The organism is Paenibacillus wenxiniae, assembly GCF_039822605.1.
In the GTDB taxonomy this organism is placed as follows: domain Bacteria; phylum Bacillota; class Bacilli; order Paenibacillales; family Paenibacillaceae; genus Saccharibacillus; species Saccharibacillus wenxiniae.
The window spans coordinates 1-14,964 of the sequence record NZ_JBCGUH010000021.1 but is presented as its reverse complement, the minus strand read 5'-3'; the positions used below and the strand labels follow the sequence as shown (position 1 = coordinate 14,964).

At 45.8% G+C, this 14,964-nt stretch carries 11 protein-coding genes; 3 read left to right on the top strand and 8 right to left on the bottom strand.

Annotated features, from left to right (window positions below):
- Positions 1-281: 281 nt before the first annotated feature.
- The 3 genes from AAHF22_RS21995 to AAHF22_RS21985 are packed head-to-tail and all read right to left on the bottom strand — an operon-like array spanning position 282 to position 3,450.
- Positions 282-2,045, bottom strand: a complete 1,764-nt coding sequence (locus tag AAHF22_RS21995; protein ID WP_347327140.1) for a B12-binding domain-containing radical SAM protein — start codon at positions 2,043-2,045, stop codon at positions 282-284.
- Between the two features lie 25 nt (positions 2,046-2,070).
- Entirely contained in the window at positions 2,071-2,910 is an 840-nt protein-coding gene (locus AAHF22_RS21990) for a hypothetical protein (protein ID WP_347327139.1), read from the bottom strand.
- Positions 2,911-3,450: a helix-turn-helix domain-containing protein gene (locus tag AAHF22_RS21985; protein ID WP_347327138.1), complete on the bottom strand. Its 540-nt coding sequence runs from the start codon at positions 3,448-3,450 to the stop codon at positions 2,911-2,913.
- A 331-nt stretch (positions 3,451-3,781) separates the two neighbouring features.
- Between AAHF22_RS21985 and AAHF22_RS21980 the strand changes: the two genes are divergently transcribed.
- Positions 3,782-4,186, top strand: a complete 405-nt coding sequence (locus AAHF22_RS21980; RefSeq protein WP_371834096.1) for a DoxX family protein — start codon at positions 3,782-3,784, stop codon at positions 4,184-4,186.
- Between the two features lie 332 nt (positions 4,187-4,518).
- Here AAHF22_RS21980 and recQ read toward each other — a convergent pair whose 3' ends face one another.
- Together recQ and AAHF22_RS21970 are read right to left on the bottom strand one after the other, a co-directional pair.
- The gene (gene recQ, locus AAHF22_RS21975; RefSeq protein ID WP_347327136.1) at positions 4,519-6,387 is read right to left on the bottom strand and encodes a DNA helicase RecQ; all 1,869 of its coding nucleotides are present in this window, start codon (positions 6,385-6,387) and stop codon (positions 4,519-4,521) included.
- A 549-nt stretch (positions 6,388-6,936) separates the two neighbouring features.
- Positions 6,937-8,163, bottom strand: a complete 1,227-nt coding sequence (locus AAHF22_RS21970; protein WP_347327135.1) for an FAD-dependent monooxygenase — start codon at positions 8,161-8,163, stop codon at positions 6,937-6,939.
- Between the two features lie 131 nt (positions 8,164-8,294).
- Here AAHF22_RS21970 and AAHF22_RS21965 point away from each other — a divergent pair, with 131 nt between their 5' ends.
- Both AAHF22_RS21965 and AAHF22_RS21960 read left to right on the top strand, forming a co-directional pair.
- A complete protein-coding gene (locus tag AAHF22_RS21965) occupies positions 8,295-8,930 on the top strand; it encodes a TetR/AcrR family transcriptional regulator (protein WP_347327134.1) in 636 nt (211 codons plus the stop codon).
- A 296-nt stretch (positions 8,931-9,226) separates the two neighbouring features.
- The gene (locus tag AAHF22_RS21960) at positions 9,227-10,573 is read left to right on the top strand and encodes a carboxypeptidase regulatory-like domain-containing protein (RefSeq protein ID WP_347327133.1); all 1,347 of its coding nucleotides are present in this window, start codon (positions 9,227-9,229) and stop codon (positions 10,571-10,573) included.
- Positions 10,574-10,860: 287 nt separating this feature from the next.
- Here the strand turns inward: AAHF22_RS21960 and AAHF22_RS21955 are convergent, their stop codons facing one another.
- The 3 genes from AAHF22_RS21955 to AAHF22_RS21945 all read right to left on the bottom strand — a co-directional run bounded on the left by AAHF22_RS21955 (position 10,861) and on the right by AAHF22_RS21945 (position 14,476).
- Complete coding sequence (locus tag AAHF22_RS21955; RefSeq protein ID WP_347327132.1) at positions 10,861-12,282, bottom strand: amino acid permease; 1,422 nt, start codon at positions 12,280-12,282, stop codon at positions 10,861-10,863.
- Between the two features lie 42 nt (positions 12,283-12,324).
- The gene (mmuM, locus tag AAHF22_RS21950) at positions 12,325-13,347 is read right to left on the bottom strand and encodes a homocysteine S-methyltransferase (RefSeq protein WP_347327131.1); all 1,023 of its coding nucleotides are present in this window, start codon (positions 13,345-13,347) and stop codon (positions 12,325-12,327) included.
- 502 nt (positions 13,348-13,849) lie between these two features.
- Positions 13,850-14,476, bottom strand: a complete 627-nt coding sequence (locus AAHF22_RS21945) for a nitroreductase family protein (protein WP_347327130.1) — start codon at positions 14,474-14,476, stop codon at positions 13,850-13,852.
- Between the last annotated feature and the right edge of the window lie 488 nt (positions 14,477-14,964).

Sequence of the window (14,964 nt, the reverse complement as noted above, 5' to 3'; positions counted from 1 at the left end):
ATTTAAAAGTAAAGCAGCGTACTGAATCCGATCATTCGTGCTAGCTTACACTCGCCCAATCAAGCTGCAACGGTCAAAAAAAGGAACCGTGCAGATAAACTGACGGTTCTATTATACCCGATAGCTTGGATCAATATTTAGTTTGGATAACCGCTGTAAAATAGCGATTGTTAAAGAGAGTAAAATGATGCGATTACACTTACGATCGCTTCATATAAGCTAGCTTTCAGTATAAACAACTTCCTTCGTGTTCAAACAGGACAAATGTATAGCTGACGAGCTTACACTTCATCATACTGCTGCTGCAAAATAATGTATTCCGGCTTAGCTTGCTCCTGTTGACGATAATTCACCAGCAGCACACTTCCGCCATCTGAAACTGTATCCAGCTCACCTGCAAGTACGGCATCCAGACGGAAAGGTAATTCCTCCACCACGATATGTTTGTGCAACTCACGTTCATTCATCCCAGCACCACTCCATGCCACTGGCCATCCTTCCGAGTGCCTTACACGCTCCTGCAAATAGCGGCTGACCGTGTCGCGATCCGGTGCATCGTCCCACCAGATTTTGCGCGGCTTCTGGCGATGATTCAGCAAATAATCCAGCTTCATCAGCCCCTGTACAATCCCCGGTTGCTGTAACCCATGCTGCTGTAGAAATGCCTGCAAACGGGTAAATAAATCTTCCAGCTGATGCCCGATCTTTTGCCAGCCCTGCGCCTCCCAGTAATCACCGAACGCCTGAAAAAAGTCGAATGGCGAATCGAACTCATAGGTCATCAAATATGCTAGTGTATGATCCATCCGATGCGCATTCCAGTATTTCTCCAGCACATCTTCCAGCCGCTTCAAACGCACTATATCTTCAAACGGCAACACATGACTGCCCAAAATTTCATATGGTGCATGATCCATATACGTATACTGATACTTTTCTGCATCCAGACGCAGTCCGGTACCACGTAGCATTTTGAGGAAGCCGAGTTGAAGCTCCTCCGGCTCCAGCGCAAACACGTCATTAAACGTTTTGCGGAAAGTCGCATAATCTTCCAGCGGTAGTCCGGCGATCAAATCCAGATGCTGGGCGATTTTACCGGAGCGCTTGATCGTATTGACCGTTCGGCTTAGCTTGGTGAAATTTTGCCGACGCTTGACCAGCTCATTGGTCGGATCATTCGTTGATTGTACACCGATCTCAAAGCGAAATACACCAGGCGGCGCATGCTCGGCAAGATAATCGAGCACCTCAGGACGCATAATATCGGCTGTAATCTCAAACTGGAACGTACAGCCATTATGATTTTCAATGAGAAAGCGGAACATTTCCAGCGCATAATCACGCTTAATATTAAAGGTACGATCGACGAATTTGATCAGCTTGGCGCCATTGTCGATCAGGTATAAAATATCGCTTTTTGTGCGCTCAATATCAAAGTACCGCACACCTACTTCAATGCTGGACAAGCAAAACTGACAACTAAACGGACAACCACGACTCGTCTCAAAATAAACGACCCGTTTACCCAGATGCGGAATATCCTCCAGAAAACGGTGCGGACTTGGCAGTTCATTCAAGTTCTGCTTCGGTCTGCCCGGCATCATAATCAGCTCATCCCCTTTACGATACGCCACACCGTAAACAAAATGGTATTTGCCTGCCCCCTCGATCTCCTGTAGTAGCTGATGGAATGTTTCTTCCCCTTCACCGATCACGATAAAATCGACCTGTGGCAGACGCTGCATCCACTGCTCGGTATCATACGATACTTCTGGACCGCCCAGTACGATACGGGTGTTAGGCATGACTTTTTTAAGCACTTCGATTACCCGAATCGTTTCTTCAATGTTCCAGATGTAACAGGAGAAGCCGATCACATCCGGTTGTCTGCGATACAGATCGGACACGATATTCATCACTGGGTCTTTGATCGTATACTCCGCCAGCTCGATATCAAACTCCTTCTCGCTATACGCTTTCAAGCAGCGAATAGCAAGCGAGGTATGAATATATTTCGCATTCAATGTAGACAGAACCACCTTCATGGATGATCCGCTCCTTTGCTCTATTTTACAGGCAACCGATTACCCAGCCTTCCAGCAGGGCAAGCTGTTGTTCCTGCTGACTCAATGTAGCCAGTTCCAAATAAGGCAACAGTGTACAGGTACGATCGCGCGCCTGTAGCCAGTCAGCAATATAGGCTGCATCACGCTGATGCTCGCTCAGCTGCTCATACGACGGTGTAATCTGGATGCGTCGGCGATATAATGATGGATACGCTTCTGTAATCACATGACAATCATCCGGTACTATCAGACCATCATAGGGCCAAAAGTGTACTTTCAAACCGCGTCGTTGCCATCTGCGCAACCGATAGATCCAGGGCAAGCCTGTGTGCGTGGAATACGAAACTGCTCCTTGCATACCGGACACACGATCAAGATCGGTCACACTTTTCGTAGACGGAATAAACTCACGTTCAACCAGCCGTTTATCCGTTGAATTTACATAGCTAACTTGCTCTTTGCTTTGTTTCATCGTTAGACGCGATGTTTGCCATGTATGGTGACTCCACCTTAGAAACGCATCCCAATCGCTCAGACCGAGTCGTTCTAACTGACTGAGCGGATAGGATAAACCGTAATCCAGCCCGACGATCATTCGCTCACGGCTAGTATAAAGCTGACGTAATAGCCATTGATGCACAAGACGCCTTGACCATAACGCTTGCTTCGCTGCTGCAACAGGCTCGGATAAACGAGTGTCCGACACGGGTGGCGATTGCAGTTGAAACGGTTGCTGTTCTCGGGCAACGGCAACTGCCAGACCTTTAATACGCGAATCCGGCTTGTCTGCACCAGAATAATCGATGCCAATATAAGTATGAAATAACGGCATTTTGCCGCTCATTCACATCCACTCCCGCTCACGATAGACCGAGATCAGAATCGTGGCTGGCTCTTCACCGATATTCGTTACCCGGTGCGGTACAACCGCATTCCAGCTAAAGCTGTCTCCTGCTTCCAATTCACTTACCTCTGCACCGTATTCCACCCGCACACGTCCATGCACGACCGTATGAATTTCTTCGCCTTCATGGGCGATCATCTTCTCTGAGCTTGAACATCCTGCCGGCAATTCCACCAGCGTCACTCGCATATTCCGTGTGATGCCCAGCTCATATACTTTCATCGGCTGTTGTCCGATCGAGGTAAGGGGACGTTCATCCTTTTTTACGACATGGATACGCTCTTCACGACTGAGCAATAAATGGGCGAGTGATACGTTTAGCACTTCAGCGATGCTCTCCAGTGTAGCCAGTGAAGGCGATGTTTTATTATTTTCCAATTGACTCATAAAGCCTTGCGACAATCCAGTTTGTTCACAAATTTGAGCAATGGTAATGTTTTTACGCTTACGAATGGCACGAATCATCGAACCGATTTCCATCGTGAGTATTCTCCTTGCTATCAATAAATCAGCATAGTGCTGGTAGTTTCCATCATACAGGCGTGCAGCAGCATCACGCAAATGAAATCGCATCGAATGAACGATCTCATCTGCAATGATGTACATCACAAACGATCTAGTTTCAAAAAAATAAAATGACCCGGTATAGCTATAGTTATAGGAGTATTCGCTATCGTAGAGCGGAGTTTACTTAGTCCAACAAATATTACTTTTGGTTATATATTATTCTCATTAGTAATATTTTTGTTGACATACTGATAAAGAGGTTGTAAATTACTTTTAGTAATCAATTTATCAAAGGAGTGTTTTTATGATGAAATTAACAGTAGTATCGACAATTATGCGGGTTGTGCTCGGTATTTTATTTTTGGCACATGGTATTAGTAAATTCCAGATGGGGATGGACGGTGTAGCAGGCTGGTTCCAAAGTGTAGGCATTCCCGGTTTCCTGGCTTATATCGTATCTCCGATTGAACTCGTTGGCGGCATTTTGCTGATTATCGGTTTGTTTACACGTTATGTATCGATTCTGCTCATTATCGTGCTGCTCGGAGCGATCTTCACGGTTAAACTGTCCGCTGGTCTGATGGGCAATGGACAAATGGCTGGTTATGAATTGGATCTGTCGTTTATGCTGGTCGCTCTGTATCTGGCAGTGAGCAACAATACAGGCTTCTCGCTTGATCAACTGCTGTTCCGCCGCAAAACAGCTTAATCGCTTTGATAGCGATCAGCTATTATGGCGTCATAAGTCTACTTCATTATATGAATCGTGATTAGCCATCACTACATCGCAGATCGCTTCATCACGATCCACTATCACTACAGCGCACACTATTTGATCACGTCAATGATGATCGACTGTTGAGATATCTAATAAGCTATCGCAACATTGCCGAATCGCTTTAATGGCGATTAGCGATAATTATATCGCCCGATGGTGATATCACTTCAACGGCAATTTATGATGCTCACATCGCTATAAGCACAAAAAGGGAACCCCATCTGTGGAGGTTCCCTTTTGTATATTTATCATCTTGTATCACATTAATATTCATCACCAAATGTACTGTTTTCCTCCATCGTCTTCTTCTGGAAAAATGCCAGAAATGGCTCGCCGTACTTGCGATATTTCACTTCACCGACCCCTTTGATCGTGAGCATCTCGCCTTCACTTTGTGGCTCGACAACACTCATTTCACGCAACGTCGCGTCATTGAAAATAATATATGATGGCACGCCTTCACGGGAAGCTAGCTCGCGGCGAATAAGACGCAATTGCTCAAAGATCGTCTCATTAACTGCGGACAGCTCATCACTGCCTGTACGTGAGCGGCTACTGGATGTACGTCCTGCTGGTGTGGCTACCGGCATTGGGGCACGTTGCATCACTTTATGCTGTCCTTTTAGCACTTCAGCAGCCAGCGGCTGTAATTTGACGACCGGATACTGTCCTTCGGTGAGCAGCAGATAGCCCTCGGCTGCCAGTACGTTAATGCGCTCAGAGATTTCTTTTTCCGTCAAATGAGACAGCAGACCATGTGTAGGCAGCTCATCGAATTTGTACTGCAACACCTTTTTGTTACGCGAGCCTTTGAGCACCTGAGCAACGACCGATACGCCAAAACGCTCACGCAGTCGGTAAATGCAAGAAAAGATCTTTTGCGCTTCAATCGTCGTATCGACCAGCTCACGACTATCGCGGCAGGAGCTGCACTGACCGCATGGTTCTCCTGTATGTTGCTCACCAAAATAATCAAGCATCGCATTACGCAGACATTTGGTCGTATAACAGTAATCGATCATTTGCTGCATTTTGCGATAGTCGTTATGTTTGCGATCGCCTTCATTCATATTTTGCTCCAGCAGGAACTTTTGCGTCATAATATCCTGTGGACTGAATAACAGAATACATTCACTCGGATCGCCATCACGACCGGCGCGACCAGCTTCCTGAATGTACGCTTCCATATTTTTCGGCATATTATAATGAATTACGTACCGTACGTTGGACTTGTCGATCCCCATTCCGAACGCATTGGTGGCGACGATCACACGCACATCGTCATATAGAAAGGCTTCCTGACTCTGATCGCGCTCGTCATCGCTCATGCCCGCATGATACCGCCCTGCCTGCACACCGCTGCTGAGGAGACGACTGTACAGATCATCCACATCTTTGCGTGTCGCCGCGTAAATAATACCGGAATCGTTCTCATGCGTACGTGCATAATCGATCACAAATTCTTTGCGCTGTGTGCCACGCAGTACCGACATCGACAGATTGTCCCGGCCCAGTCCGGTAATAAATACCTCAGGCTGACGCAGCTGTAACAAACGCAAAATGTCGCTGCGCACTTCCGGTGTCGCCGTTGCGGTAAATGCCGCCACAATCGGGCGCTGCGGCATTTGCTCGACGAAAGGAGCAATCTCCAAATAACTTGTACGGAAATCATGTCCCCATTGGGATACACAGTGTGCTTCATCGACAGCCAGACATGTAATATTCACACCGTTCATTTCCTCGCGGAACCAGTCTAGCTCCAGTCGCTCTGGTGCCACATACAGTAGCTTCAGCTCGCCGCGGCGTGCCGCTTGAATACGCTGATTAACCTCACGACCGCTCAGTGTGCTGTTAATATAAGCTGCCGCTACACCTGCCGCTTCCAGTGCATCCACCTGATCTTTCATCAGCGAGATCAGCGGCGAAATGACCAACGTCACGCCATCATTCACGAGCGCCGGAATCTGGTAACAGATCGATTTACCGCCACCAGTCGGCATAATGCCTAGCGTATCACGACGATCCAGCAAACTGCCAACAATCTTGCGCTGACCTTCGCGAAAATCTTCATACCCAAAATATTTTTGCAGCAATTGCTGAGCCTGCTGCATTACAGGCGCCTGTACACTCATTATTCAAAACTCCTGTCTATCTAAACTTGACGATCTTACACAACTACATATTGAAGTCAACATGTCTGTACGACATAGGTTATAAACGATCAAAGTGACGATCCATACCGCTGCGTTACAACGTTGCCAATCTGCATTATCGATGTAAGGCAGCACAGACGGCAAAAAGCAGCCCAGTAAGTAGGAGTACCTGCCTGGTCTGCTTTCTTTACTTCCATTATAACCGATGAACAGCAATTTTCCCAGCTTTTACAGTGATTCAGGTGTGATTTTCAACCGGGCTGAATCGAGCGGATCGGAAAATAAAAATCATTATAATTGATATTGTTTCATGTTAATGGTTTCTGAACGCCGAGTACCTTTAGAAAAATAGAATGTAGTAAAAGATCGCACTGCTGCTGTACTGTTGTACTACTGCTATACTGCTATACTACTATACTGCTATACTGCTATACTGCTATACTGCTATACTGCTATACTGCTATACTGCTATACTGCTATACTGCTATACTGCTATACTGCTATACTGCTATACTGCTATACTGCTTTTTAATTTTGCAATGCACTTGAATAGTCAGGCAATCGCAACGAACTGTAAATATCGCCTGAATCCTCTCCAGGCATGGAAGCATCACCGTTGACACTCAGCGCATCCAGCAATTGATTACGCGCGTTTATTTCGTCTGCTGTACGCGGCATCATAAATGAAGCTTGATTCGCCAGCGCCTGATTCGCTTCGGCAAATGGTCGCATAATCCGTTCATAAGCGATAAAGCCATCCTCATAATTAGCATGTATAGCCAATTCTCCTGCTAAAATATACGCGCCGACCATCGCAAGACTGCTACCCTGTCCAGTTAAAAATGAAGGTGCATGTGCCGCATCGCCGACCAATGCTACCCGTCCTTCATGCCAGTGGGGCAGGTGAATCTGGCTAACCGTGTCAAAATAAAAATCGTCTGCATGCAGCATATGCTGTACCAGTTCAGGAATCATCCACCCTTCGCCAGCAAAACAATCCGCTATACGCTTGCGCTGCTGTCCCGTATCCCGATGATCGATATCCGGCGTATCCTCAGTCGCAAAATTTAAAAAAGCATGCACGGTATCGCTGTCTTTCACCACCGACAGGATAGCATAACGACCAGGCAACGCATATACGACCGATTCATAAGCAAGCCCCATCGTATTCGGTACAGTGAAGCCGCCAAAACAATAACCGAGATAGCGTGTAAATGGAGCTTCATCTCCAAATAGTAAGCGGCGTGTATTGGAATGCATACCGTCAGCACCAATAACCAGATCGAATGTATCTTGCTTGCCGCTTCTGAAACTCACATGCACTCCATCATCATCTTCATGCATAGCTGTGATGGAATCATCAAAACGATACTCGATCGGCTGTTTCAGCGTCAAATTGTACAATGCTGCGGTTAACTCGCCACGCGGTAAATCGATATCCCTCGTCGCTGAACCACCTGTAAGCATAATCGGCCGCATCACTCCTGCTGTACTGCCGTCTGGATGCAAAAAGCTAATCTTTTCCGAATGAATATTTTTCTCTTGCAAATGGGCGTAAATCCCCATCTGTTCGGCAACATCCACCGCAGTTCCACGCACATCCACCGGATAACCGCCATTTCGAACCGTCTTGGACAACTCCACTACCGTCACATCGAATCCGTATCTCGATAACCAGTACGCCAGTGTCGGCCCGGCAATGCTTGCACCGGAGATTAAGATTTTTGAGATTTTAGAAATGAATGTATGCGTCATAGGATAACCTTCTTTTTGATTTATTTAAGGTACAATTAGTACCTTATTTGAATATGATATTATAGGTGTAGCCAAAACGCAACTGCTTATAGGCCAATAATTTACATTTATATTTGGGAAGGTGCCGATCGATGAATTCAAACAACGAACCAATCCAGCCGGACGACAACTCCACCAAAACTACCCGTCGACGCGGCGAAGTGTTGGAAAATGCACTACTACAAGCTGCTTGGGATGAATTAAACGAGTTAGGATATAACGAGATGTCGATGGATGGCGTAGCTGCACGCGCCCAAACGAATAAAAATGCACTCTACCGCCGCTGGTCAAGCAAAAGTGAGCTTGTTATTGCAGCTATCATCAAATATGTGCCGCGTCCTGTCATGCAGGCTCCTGATACAGGCAATCTGCGCGATGATGTGCTTACTTTTTTGCTACAAATTACCGATACAATCCAGCTGGTCGGTGCTGAAACGGTATTCGGCATTCTGGCAGATCACGGAGATCGTGCTATTGTGAGTTCTTTAGCCGATTTTAAAGAAAAGGTACAGGATGACAGTCTGAATGTGATTATGCGAGACATTTTACAGCATGCTGTGGAACGGGGCGAAGTCAAACCGGACGCGATTCGGGAGCGCATCGTGTCGCTTCCGTTTGATCTGATCCGATATGAATTTTTGATCAAGCAGCAGATGCTAACTACCGAGACTGTAACTGAAATTATTGATTACATTTTTCTGCCGTTGGTATTATCTGTTCGGCATTAAATCAGCAACGAACCGAACCATAATGAATCCGAAGTGATAAACGATGATCATTTAACGAATCAAACGGTCATTATCCAACATTATGTGAATGAAAAAGCACCTATCATTGCTAGGATTGCAAGGGTAGGTGCTTTTTTGCGTACAATAATTCATGCCTTTTTAACTACTACCAAAGAATTAAATTTGAATGGTATAAATCGGATAATTAGGGACTAAAAGTATAAAAACAGGTTGACATCTAGTTATTTAGCTTTATACTAAAATCGTTAATAAATCCATATAAAGGAGATAGTTACATGAAATTGAAATTTGTAGGAATGGCTGCACTTGCTCTATCGATCGGTATCGCAGGAATCAGTCCAAGTGCACTGGCACAAAGCAGTTCAGGAACAGCCGCATTTCCAAAAAATCAACCATTGAACCCACTATCTACTCACGTTCAATCTGCCACTGTACATAACAGCAAATCCACTCCAGCGCAAAACATCCCTTTGTCCAATCGATCTGCTGCCCGTAGTTTGGCTGCTGTTACTGCAACCGATAGTACATACGGCAGCAATACATCACCGGATACGGCAGAATTGATCAGTGCCAATACGACCATTCCCGGTTATATCGATCAACAGGGCGGCGCACGCTGGTATTATATCAATGTGACGAGTTCGCTAAAATTGACCGCATTTCTGTCGACAGGAACGAGCAACGTCGATTATGATCTAACACTGTATCGTTTAAATCCGACTACGTCTACGCTGGAGCAAGTATCGTATTCTGCTAAAGGCGCAGGCCAATACGAGCTGCTGAGCCATCTGGCGACATCCGGATATTATTTTATTAGTGTCACTTCGTATCAAGGTGCAGACACGACAAATCCGTTCACACTGTTCACCACCCTATCGGACAGCTATGATCAAAATGAACCGGACGATAACCCGTTCTTTGCTAAAGATCGCGGTACCGCTCCATTCATTAGCCAGCAAAATATCGATAATCTGCTGGACGAGGACTGGACCAAAATCACACTGAACGCTCAGAGCAAAGTCAATCTGCGACTGAACAATACGTCTGCAAACGGTTCGTATGTGATTCAGTTGTGGAATGCTAATTTGCAAAATCTCGGTTCCCTCACTCAAAACACCGATGGACAGATTACATTACCAGCAGGCAGCTATTACATTCAAGTCTATGCTCCATCCACATTTGATATCTCTACTCCTTACACGCTAAGTGTGAATTATCAAAGTGCAGCGATCACACGTGTAGCGATTAGTGAAATTACATCCGATCGTGGCGTACAAGGTTTCATAGACTATGGTTATGGCAAAAAATGGCGTATCGGTTATAATATTGTCGTTAAAGGACGCGCTTTCGATGCAACCGGTAATCCGATTGGCAATGGTATCGTAACGGTTGGCGTACAGACACGCGTCGGAAATAAGACTGTTGTCGTCAACGGTAATACCGACAGCCTCGGCTACTTCTCGATCCCGATGGATATCGGCCCTGCTGCTGGACAGTATACGTATCGTGGACCGGTGTCGACGCACTATTTTGACATTATTCCGATCGTATTCTTGAGCAACAATAAGCAGTTGAATGCGGATATTAACAGTCTGTATCATTACGCTTATAGCATTAATTAATGGGATAGTGTGAACGAATGAACTGATGCTTCGGAAGATGGAAGTTCGTTTGTAACGCGATGATCTGCATGCAGGATAAGGCTATGCTGCTATGCCAGATGCTATTGCTGGCAGTAGCGTTTGGATGTCAGGTTTGAATGATAGGATCAGGCAAAATAAAAAGCACACGCATCCCCAAGTTAACTGGATGCGTGTGCTTTTTATCCTATGCGTTCGTTGCTCGTTGCTCGTTGCTCGTTGCTCGTTGCTCGTTGCTCGTTGCTCGTTGCTCGTTGCTCGTTGCTCGTTTAATGGTGACTGCTGGCCTTGCCTTTTTGCAACCTATTTTGCACAAAATATACAATATAACACAGCACCATAAACGCTAATCCACAATAAAATGCCAGACTCTGATTCGGGTCAAATGCAATCCCGATACAGGAAGCAAGACAGAGCACAAATGCAGCAATCGGCACCCACGGATACAGTGGTGCACGATACTTCAAATCTTCAATACGTTTGCCCTCTCGTACATACTGGCGTCGGAACATATAATGCGATGCCGAAATGCCCATCCATACGACCACAACCGCAAACCCGGATACCGAGACGAGGAAAATATATACGGTGTCCGGCGCAATCACGCTCGTCAGCAACGCCAGACCACCACCGATCATACTGAAAATCATCGCATTCAGCGGAATGCCTGCTCGTGTCAGTCGACCGAATACAGGTGGCAGTAATCGTTCTGACGATAATGACCATAGCATACGTGAGCAAGCGTACAGACCGGAGTTGGCTGCCGACAGCAGCGCCGTAATAATTACAAAGTTCATCAGATCCGCTGCATACGGAATCCCGATTCGATCAAACACCATCACAAACGGACTTTCGATCACACCTGCCTGTCGCCACGGAATTAGCGCGGATAGGACAAAGATTGTACCGACAAAGAAAATAATGAGTCGTCCGACCGTCGCTTTAATCGCACGCGGAATATTTTTCTCCGGCTCCACACTTTCACCTGCTGCTATTCCGATCAATTCCGTACCGGAAAAAGCAAAGTTCACCGACAGCATCGCCATAAAGATCGGAAAAACACCATTCGGAAACCAGCCGCCATCACTCGTAAAATTGGACAGCAGTGGCGCACCACCCGACTCTTTCATCGGCAACAGCCCGAATACCGCAGCACCACCTAGCACGATAAAGACGAGAATAACCGCGACCTTAATACCTGAAAACCAAAACTCTGCCTCCGCAAACGAACGGACAGAGAACGCATTTAACAAAAAGACAAGCAAGGCAAAAATACCGCTCCACAGCCAGACGGAACTATCGGGAAACCAGCGCTGCATCAACAGACCGGCAGCCGTAAATTCGGAACCAAGCGCCACTGCCCACGTTAGCCAGTACATCCAGGCAATCATATAACCTGTTCCCGGGCCGATAAACCGTGCTGCATACGTATGGAATGCGCCTGTTACCGGCATATATACCGCCAACTCACCGAGACTGAGCATCACCAGATAGACGACCAGCGCACCGACTAGATACGCAATAATCGTACCGAGCGGGCCTGCCTGATTAATCGTGTAGCCTGAGCTGAGAAACAGCCCGGTGCCAATCACACCACCCAGTGATAACATCACCAGATGACGGCTTTTCATTTTGCGTTGAAATTCGCCTCCCACAGATTCCGGGTGCGCCTGATCTTGCTGTACCGACATCGAACTCCTACCTTTCACTTTCTATAATCAATATATGGGCGATTATGAACGTATTGCCGCTTGAACTTCCGCAATATCCTGAGGCGTTGTCCGACAACACCCACCGATCAAACGCGCGCCCAGCTCATACCATGTACGCGCATGCTCTCCATAGCTTCCAGCACAGGCCGTACCATGCCATGTTTTCGTAACCGGATCATACTGCTCACCTGAATTAGGATAGACAAGGATCGGCTTGGAGGTCTGTTTACTTATTTCCTGAATTAAGGATGGAATGTATTCCAGCGCAGTACAGTTAATACCAAGCGCTGCTACCTGTTCGTGTCCGTCCAGCCAGGCTGCACAATCAGCAACAGCTTCACCGCTGCTAATATGCTGATCATCACGCGCGCTAAAGCTAATCCATGCATACACATTCGGAAATTGTTCCAATGCACGCACAATCGCCTGCGCTTCCACCAGACAGGGAATCGTCTCACATGCTAGCACATCTGCTCCGGCTTCGATCAATATACGCAGCCGATCATAATGGAAATCATACAATTGCTGCTCACTCAACCCATAGTCACCACGATATTCGGAGCCATCTGCCAGATAGGCACCATACGGTCCAACCGAGGCTGCTACAAACGGACGTGGACGCGCTGGCGATGCGTGGCTTCCAGCACCTCGTCGCTGTTCTGCATCATGTGCACTAGTTGCATCAGTTGCACCAATCGCATCAATTGCACCAATCGCATCCATATAGCTCTTCCAAAATACATCTCGCTCCTGTACAGCTAGCTGCACCGAACGAGCGATTAGTTCAGTCGCGTCTTCTACCGATAATCCACGCTCCATAAATCCACGCACCGTAGCCTGATAGCTGGCTGTGATTGCACAATCGGCACCCGCTTCAAAATAACGACGATGCACGTCAGCAATTGCTTTCGGGTTATCGAGCAATAAACGTGCCGACCATAGATCATCATTCAGATTAGCGCCGTCCTTCTCTAGCTCCGTCGCCATCGCACCGTCCAAAATAATGATCGGATGTTGTTGTAATATGTTCTGTATATAATTCATGCGTTACTCCTTTCAAGCCATAAAGTTATGACTGCTACAGACACCTTACTCTAGCTCCCGATGTCACTTTATTGTGAACGTAGTTTAGATGATTATTGTTTATTTGTAAACTGCTGTTTGCTGAATCTGTTATAGGGATTAAATATAGCGGCATGATTGGAGGTCAAAAATTGAAATTAAAGCGGTGTATTTGAACAGGTAAATCGAGGCTGGTCTAAATAAAATACAAACACGCTAGCAACTAATTAGTCACTAGCGTCTTTATTTGCTGTCATATATTTTATAATTCACTCATGTTCAAGCTACACTACGTACAATCATAAATATACAACTAGGATCAGGTCATTCGATCAGTATATCCATAAATTGAAGTATAGGAAGTATAGGTAGTAAAAGCGTATGCGTAGTCATAAAACAATTCAAAACAGCATGTACGCATTATGCATATGACTTCATAATTAATCCAATCCACGATATCGATCGGTGCCAGATCATTGGCGCATTAAAACTGATTATAACTTACAAATTCACCGATCGGTTTGCGGTAACCACGCACGCGCTGGCTAGTCGTGTCTTCTTTGCCGATCGTAATCATCAACACAGGCACGTAACGATCAGGGATGGACAGCACTTCTTTTACCGCTTCTGGATCAAAACCGATCATCGGGCACGTATCCCAGCCTTTGTCTTTGGCAGCAAGCATAAATGACATCGCAGATAGACTCGCATTGCGGATCGCTTCATCGTGTTGGAAACGCTCACCCTGTTGCATGTATGGCGCCTGTGCCATGTGCACTGTCTGATCGTATTCCTGCTGATTCAATACGCCTAAATGAAGCAAACCTTCATAAATTTGCGGCGCATTCAAATACGCATCCTTATGCCCCAGCACAACAAGAACTGCGGAAGACGTGAGCACTTTATATTGCTTGTATGCCGCTTCATGTAGCTTCTGCTTCATATCTGCATCTTGTACAACCACATAATGTGTATGCTGCAAGTTCGAAGCGGAAGGACTGTATTTAACCAGTTCAAAAATTTCGTCCAGCTCATGCCGACTAATCTCTACATTTTGAATAAATTTGTTTGCCGATCTTCTCTGTTTCATTACATCCATCAATTCGCCCATCATCATCGTCTCCTCGTGCGATCAGTTGTCCTGTTGTTTCGATATTAAGATAAAAATAATATAACTTACTTTTAATAAATAAACAACAAAAAGTTACTAATAAAGCATTACTAGATTGCTACCCACTCATTTATGTACTACACGTATCTTATTTATTATCGGTTAATGGACTCAAGTTATTAAGCAACCATTAACAATTCGCGTCTACGCACTGCTCCTTTAACTGCTCATTCCTACCCAATTGTAATTAAGCCCATCTTTCATCTCCACTACCTACTTTGTTCATAAAAGAACAAAGCATCTGCAATTCCCTAAGGTCAGTTGCAAATGCTTTTCTTTTACGATTATTCAATTTCGATACCATTTGCTCACTACACTTTATTTGCAGAAATTCAAGCATACGCTTAAGACGCTTTTAGTGCTTTTAGTGCTTTTAGTGCTTTTAGTGCTTTTAGTGCTTTTAGTGCTTTTAGTGCTTTTAGTGCTTT